The sequence below is a fragment of the Pseudomonas sp. Sample_9 genome (assembly GCF_004307535.1).
Taxonomy (GTDB): domain Bacteria; phylum Pseudomonadota; class Gammaproteobacteria; order Pseudomonadales; family Pseudomonadaceae; genus Aquipseudomonas; species Aquipseudomonas mercuritolerans.
Window position 1 is genome coordinate 1 of the sequence record NZ_RAZO01000084.1, and the last position, 6779, is coordinate 6779.

Annotated in this window: 7 protein-coding genes and 1 riboswitch; of the genes, 3 read left to right on the forward strand and 4 right to left on the reverse strand. The window is 61.6% G+C overall.

The window, feature by feature from the left end; genetic code table 11:
• Positions 1-1304, reverse strand: a 1304-nt coding sequence (locus tag D6877_RS04775) for a HAMP domain-containing protein (protein ID WP_130910028.1), incomplete at its 3' end; no start/stop codon positions are given.
• A 250-nt stretch (positions 1305-1554) separates the two neighbouring features.
• On the opposite strand from D6877_RS04775, the gene D6877_RS04780 reads away from it, so the two are divergent.
• On the forward strand, positions 1555-2373 hold the full coding sequence (locus D6877_RS04780) for a M48 family metallopeptidase (protein WP_130910029.1): 819 nt from the start codon (positions 1555-1557) through the stop codon (positions 2371-2373).
• An 82-nt stretch (positions 2374-2455) separates the two neighbouring features.
• Here the strand turns inward: D6877_RS04780 and D6877_RS04785 are convergent, their stop codons facing one another.
• From D6877_RS04785 to D6877_RS04795, 3 genes are all read right to left on the reverse strand, one after another.
• The gene (locus D6877_RS04785) at positions 2456-3040 is read right to left on the reverse strand and encodes a TMEM165/GDT1 family protein (protein ID WP_041479980.1); all 585 of its coding nucleotides are present in this window, start codon (positions 3038-3040) and stop codon (positions 2456-2458) included.
• 89 nt (positions 3041-3129) lie between these two features.
• Positions 3130-3252: riboswitch (yybP-ykoY riboswitch) on the reverse strand.
• Positions 3253-3292: 40 nt separating this feature from the next.
• Positions 3293-4291 (reverse strand): class I SAM-dependent methyltransferase, encoded by a 999-nt coding sequence (locus D6877_RS04790; protein WP_016773244.1) that lies wholly within the window; start codon positions 4289-4291, stop codon positions 3293-3295.
• 32 nt (positions 4292-4323) lie between these two features.
• The gene (locus tag D6877_RS04795; protein WP_130910030.1) at positions 4324-5289 is read right to left on the reverse strand and encodes a 2-hydroxyacid dehydrogenase; all 966 of its coding nucleotides are present in this window, start codon (positions 5287-5289) and stop codon (positions 4324-4326) included.
• Between the two features lie 241 nt (positions 5290-5530).
• Here D6877_RS04795 and D6877_RS04805 point away from each other — a divergent pair, with 241 nt between their 5' ends.
• On the forward strand, positions 5531-6160 hold the full coding sequence (locus D6877_RS04805) for a LysE family transporter (protein ID WP_039761334.1): 630 nt from the start codon (positions 5531-5533) through the stop codon (positions 6158-6160).
• 266 nt (positions 6161-6426) lie between these two features.
• The coding region (locus tag D6877_RS04815) for an AMP-binding protein (RefSeq protein WP_153189060.1) at positions 6427-6779 on the forward strand (353 nt) is incomplete at its 3' end.

Genomic DNA, 6779 nt, shown 5'->3' on the forward strand with positions numbered 1-6779 from the left:
ATCATCGCCTGCAACTTGGCGAGGAAGGTGTTGAAGCCTTTGGCAATCGAGCCCAGTTCATCGCTGCGGTCGCTGCTCAAACGCCGGGTCAGATCGCCTTCGCCCTGAGCGATGTCATCGAGCATGGCGACCATTTGCTTGAGTGGCCGCGCAATGCCGTGACCCACCAGCCAGATCACCAGCAGGCCGATGCCGGCGATGACCAGGCCGACCATGGCCATGCCGAAGGTGTCGGATTTGCGTTGGGCATCAAGGTCGGCCTGGAGGTTTTGCAGATCGGCCATGACCGCGTTGAGCGGCAGTTGCAGCATCAGCGTCCAGCGTGCGTCGGTCTGGCCGATGCCGAACGGCAGGTACAGTTCGATGCGGCCCTTGGCCTGATTCACCGAATAGGTGACCTCGTCGCGCTTGAGGTTGGCGAGATTGCTGGCCTGTTCGGCGTCGAGGATGTCGCTGACTTTTTCACCGAATTTGCTCGAGTCCTTGGTGTAGGCAACGATCCTCCCGTTGCCGCCGACCAGCGCCATTTCACCGGCGCCGCTGTAAAGCTTCTGGTTGGCGGCGAGCAGCATGTCCTGAATGAAATTGACCGAGAGGTCGGCACCGACGATGCCCTGGAATGCGCCGTTGACCATGATCGGTTCGATGAACGAGGCGAGCATGACGATCTTGTCACCGACCTTGTACGGTGCCGGGTCGATCACGCAGGCTTTCTTCGTCTCTTTCGAGCACAGGTAGTACTCGCTGGCGCGTATGCCGGTGGACAGGGTTTTCTGATCGTCGACATCGGCCAGTTTGTCCACGCCCAGGCTGCCGTCGGTATTGCGGAACCACCACGGCAAAAAGCGGCCGTTGGCCGGATCGATACCAACTACAGAGCTGCCGATGTAGGCCGCGTCATTGTGGTCCAGTGCGTTTTTTTCCCAGCCGATGTAGGTGCCGAGAATCTTCGGGTTCTTTTCGACGTTTTCCTTGATCAGGCTGATCAGTTGTTCGCGGCTGACGCTCAGGCGCGGCTGGCCGTCGGCGCCGGTCGCGCCGAGCAGGGCGTTCACGCGTACCAGACCGCCGGCAATCAACAGCGGCGCTTCGAGTTCGCGCTGGATCTGGCTGACCTGGGTCTGCGCGAGCGAGGTCAGGCGCTGTTCGATGACTTGCTCGAACTGCGCCTGGGTGCGCTGTTGCACCATTTCTTGAGTGCGAGCGCCGGAGAACAGCGCGTACAGCACCAGCGCCGCGACCACGCTCAGAACGATGGCGCCGGCCAGGGCGGCGACGGAAAACTGGATCGACTTGAACTTCATGGGAGCTCCGCACGCAAGAGGACAATCTGCGAGGGATTTATCGGCGGGGCGGGCGCGGCCATGAGAGACGCTGGTCGGAATCGTCCCGCGATGTCGCTGATGGATCAGTGCGCGGCGGATTCAATGCGCTTGAGGAATTTCCACGAGGTCTTGCGGCCATAGGTGAATGTACGCGCAATGCGTCCGTTGTATCTGGCGCCAATACAATTAGCCGCCTAGGATACGCCTCAGGTTTTCAGGGAGCTTTTGAATGAACAAGACATTAGTGGTAAGTGCTTTGAGCGCAGCGCTGTTGCTGGCCGGTTGTCAGTCGGTCAACACCACCAGCGGCGGCGCCGTGGGCGTGGAGCGCAAGCAGTACATGTTCAGCATGCTGTCCTCGCAAGAGGTCGATCAGATGTACGCGCAGTCGTATCAGAAGACTGTCGGCGAGGCGTCGAGCAAAGGTGTGCTGGACAAGACCAGCCCTGAAGCCAAGCGCGTGCAGACCATCGCCAACCGCTTGATCGCCCAGGCGCCAACATTCCGCCCGGACGCGGCGCAGTGGCAATGGGAAGTCAATCTGATCAAGAGCGATGAGCTCAACGCCAACTGCGGTCCCGGCGGCAAGATCATCTTCTACACCGGGCTGATCGACAGCCTGAAACTCACCGACGATGAAATCGCTGCGGTCATGGGCCATGAAATCGCCCACGCCCTGCGCGAGCACGGTCGTGAAGCGATGTCCAAGGCGTACAGTATGGAGATGGCCAAGCAGGGCGCCGGTGCCTTGTTCGGTCTGGGGCAGGACAGCCTGGCGCTGGCCGACACCGTGGCCAACTACGGCATGACCTTGCCCAACAGCCGCGCCAACGAAAACGAAGCCGACCTGATCGGCCTGGAACTGGCCGCCCGCGCCGGTTACAACCCGAACGCGGCGATCACCCTGTGGGACAAGATGAGCAAGGCTTCCGAAGGCGCGCCACCGGAATTCATGAGCACCCACCCGGCATCGAGCAGCCGCATTGCTGCGTTGCAGGCAGCGATTCCGAAGGTGATGCCGCTGTACGAAAAAGCCCCGAAGTCCTGAATAGAGCAGTTACAACCTTCAAGCGGCAAGCTACAAGTCAAAGCAGACTCGCTGGGCTTGCAGCTTGCAGCTTGTAGCTGCTTCAAACCCAGCCGCTGCTCTGCATCGCTTTATAAACCGCAACAATCGCCAGAATCATGAACGCCGAAGCCGCGAGGCGGCGGATCAGGGTCAGTGGCAGTTTCTCTGCAGCAAAGTTACCCGCCAGGACCACCGGCACGTTGGCAATCAGCATGCCCACGGTGGTGCCGATAATCACCAGCCAAAGTTCCGGATATTGCGCGGCGAGCATCACCGTGGCGATCTGCGTCTTGTCGCCGATTTCCGCGAGGAAGAACGCGATCAGCGTGGTCAGGAACGGGCCGAACTTGCGCGCCGTGCTGGCTTCGTCGTCATCCATTTTGTCCGGGACCAGGGTCCACAGCGCCGTGGCGGCGAAGCTGGCGGCGAGGATCCAGTGCAGGACGGCGTCGGAGAAGAAACTGCCGACCCAGGCACCTACCGCACCGGCTGCTGCGTGGTTGGCCAGGGTCGCGGCGACAATCCCGGCGATGATCGGCCAGGGTTTGCGGAAGCGAGCGGCGAGAATCAGCGCGAGCAGTTGCGTCTTGTCGCCGATTTCGGCCAAGGCAACGATAGCGGTGGGAACGAGTAGCGAGTCCAGCATCAGGGATTTCCTAAGGGGCGGGTCGACACGGCTATGACACGTACAGCCTTCCCGCCCCGGGTAAGGTGTGCGTGTCATAGGTCTTGTCAAACCCTGCGATCCGTCTGGTGCGGACGCTTGGGTCGCATACGCCATGATCTGAGGATCAAGTATGTTGACGTATGCCGGACGAGCATGGCGCTCGTGGGAGACTACTCCCCTAGGACGGAGCGGATTCTGCCTAGGCAAATACGATTGGGCAAGAACAAATTTTCAGCCGCGCTTGGCCCGGTAGATCCGGAAACCATTGCCTTCAGCCTTGATCGCACACACGCCCAGGTGCTCCTCGATCAGCGGCTGATACTTGAGGAAGCTGTTCGCCACAAGGCGCAGTTCGCCACCGTTTTTCAGATGTTTCGCCGCTTTTCGCAGCAGGTTCTCCGTAGCGAAATAATCGGTGTGCACGCCGACATGGAATGGCGGATTGCTCAGAATCGCGCTCAAACCCATCGGCGCGGCGTCGATGCCGTCGCCGGTCAGCACTTCGGCTTCCAGGCCATTGGCGGCCAAGGTCAGACGGCTACTGGCGGCGGCGAACGCGTCGACATCCAGCAACGTCACCTGATTGTGCGGATAGCGACGTTTCACCGCCGCCCCGAGCACGCCGGCGCCGCAACCGAAATCGAGCAGATGGCCGCTCGGCAGTTTGTCCAGATGCTCCAGCAGCAGGGCGCTGCCGCGATCCAGTCGTCCGTGGCTGAACACGCCCGGCAGGCTGATGACTTTCAACGGCCCTTCGGCCAGCGGCAGTTCGTACGTCTGCGCCAGGCTTTCCAGCGGTTTCGCTTCAGGCGCATTGGCCACGGTGACTTGCCAGAGCTGGCAGTGGCGAGCGCTGTCGAGTTTGCGCGGTTTGCCGAACGGGTTGAGCTGTTTCGACGCGCCTTCGATACCGCTGCGTTTTTCCCCGACCAGAAACACTTCACGCCCGGCCAGACGCGACGCCACGGCGTTGAGGATGTAGTCGGTGAGGTCCTTGGATTTGGGCAGGAACACCACAGCGCTGTCGAACTCGCGCTCCGGGACATTCACGCCGAACTGGCTGCGGCCTTCGAAACGCGCGTCCAGTGCGGCTTGGTCGCCAGCGTGCCAGCACCAGCCGAACGCATTCGGCAGACGCCCGAGCAAATCATCGGCGGGCAGGCCGGCCAACAGCAGCGAACCCTGGAATAACTCGGCCTGACGAAGCAGTACTTCACTGCGCGGATCCATAACTGCTCCTTGAAAAAAAGTGCCGCAGTTTATCAACTGACGACCCGCAGCGCCTTACCGCTGAAGAACGCCTGGGCGTTTTCGCTCAGTTGCCCGACGATACGCTGGCGCGCCTCGCGGCTGCCCCAGGCATTGTGCGGGGTGACGATCAGGCGCGGGATATCGGCGGCGAGCAGCGGATTGCCCTGGGTCGGTGGCTCGACACTCAACACATCGGTCGCCGCACCGCCGAGGTGGCCGCTGCGCAAAGCGTCGGCCAGCGCTTGCTCGTCGATCAAGCCGCCACGAGCGGTATTGACCACGAATGCGCCGGGCTTCATCGCGGCCAGCTCGCCGGCTCCGATGAAGTTCCGGGTGTGCTCGTTGAGCGGGCAGTGCAGGGTCAGGGCGTCGATCTGCGGCAGCAGTTCTTCCAGCGGCAGGCGATCCGGCCGAGCCGGGCGCCCGGGAATCTGCCCAAGCAGCACGCGCATGCCGAACGCCTCGGCCAGTCGCGCCACGGCACCACCGAGTTCGCCATGGCCGAGCAGGCCGAGGGTTTTGCCTTGCAGTTCGACGATCGGGTAGTCGAGCAGGCAGAACTGTTTCGCCTGTTGCCAGCGGCCTGCGCCCACAGCCTTTTGATAGTCGGCCAGGCGCGTGGCGAGGTTGAGCAACAGCATGATCGTGTGTTGCGCCACCGACGGCGTGCCGTAAGCCTGGCAATTGCACACGGTGATGTCGTGAGCGCGGGCGGCAGTGAGGTCGACATTGTTGGTGCCGGTGGCGCTGATCAGGATCAGTTTCAGCTGCGGGTTGGCAGCCATTGCAGCGGCGTCGATCACGACTTTGTTGGTGATCGCCACACTGGCGCCGTGCAGGCGTTCGCTGACCTGTTCCGGCAGAGTCTGGGCGAACAGCTGCAAGTCGCTGAAGCATTCGCGCAACGGACCGAGGTCCAGATCGCCGAGATCCAGCGAAGGGTGATCAAGGAATACCGCGCGGCGCGTGTTCGTCATCAACTGTACCTTTTGTGCTGTGAGCGGAGGGCGTACTCTGCCGAGCCTACCAGATGAAACAATTGGTTACTCGACACCGAAATGCCCTGAACCACCTGTGGGAGCGAGCCTGCTCGCGAAAGCTCTGGCCCATTCAACATCTCTGTTGGCTGACCCAGCGCTTTCGCGAGCAGGCTCGCTCTCACAGGGAAAGCATTCGGCAATGAGCCCAGTGTGAACATTCGAATCCTGAGGAGCGCCCATGTACTGGACCGAGTTCTTGACCGTTGCCCTGATCCATCTTCTGGCCGTCGCCAGCCCCGGCCCGGACTTTGCCGTGGTGGTGCGCGAGAGCGTGACCCATGGGCGCCGCGCCGGCACCTGGACCGCGCTGGGCGTGGGCACGGCGATTTTCCTGCATGTCGGCTATTCGTTGCTCGGCATCGGTCTGATCGTGTCGCAGTCGATCGTGCTGTTCAACGCGCTGAAGTGGGCCGCCGCCGCGTATCTGCTTTACATCGGCTTCAAGGCCTTGCGCGCGCAACCGGCGAAAACCGTCAACGATGACTTGCACCGGGAAACCGGCGTACGCACCGCGCGGGGCGCGTTTACCTCGGGCTTCGTCACCAACGGTCTGAACCCGAAAGCCACGCTGTTTTTCCTCTCGCTGTTCACCGTGGTGATCAACCCGCACACACCGCTGGCCGTGCAGGCCGGTTACGGGGTGTACCTGGCGGTGGCGACGGCGATCTGGTTCTGCCTGGTGGCGATGCTGTTCAGCCAGCAACGGGTGCGCGCCGGCTTCGCCCGCATGGGCCACTGGTTCGACCGCACCATGGGCGCGGTACTGATTGCTCTCGGCGTGAAAATCGCGTTCACCGAGATGCATTGAGCACTGGAACACATCAATCCCTGTGGGAGCGAGCCTGCTCGCGAAAGCGCCAGTCCAGTCACCAAAAATGTCGACTGACCCGACGCCTTCGCGAGCAGGCTCGCTCCCACCGGTCGTGTTTTCTTCAACTTCGGCCCGAAATGCTGGCGCAAAGCTAGCATTTGTACGGCTCTGCAAATCATTCCTTTGGCTGATTTGACTGTCATGCAGGCGCACTAGAGTACGAATCTCTCCGCCAACACCGTGCAGTCAGAAAAGGGATTCTTATGTTGCAGACTCGGGTCATTCCGCCGGCCGATGGGGCCTACCAGTATCCATTGCTGATCAAACGGCTGCTGATGTCCGGCGCCCGTTACGAGAAAACCCGCGAAATCATCTACCGCGACCAGTTGCGCTACAGCTATCCGACCCTGATCGAGCGGGTTGCGCGGCTGGCCAACGTGCTGACGGCTGCTGGCGTGAAGGCCGGTGACACCGTGGCGGTGATGGACTGGGACAGCCACCGTTATCTGGAATGCATGTTCGCCATTCCGATGATCGGCGCGGTGATTCACACCATCAACGTGCGCCTGTCACCGGAACAGATCCTCTACACCATGAACCACGCCGAGGACCGCTT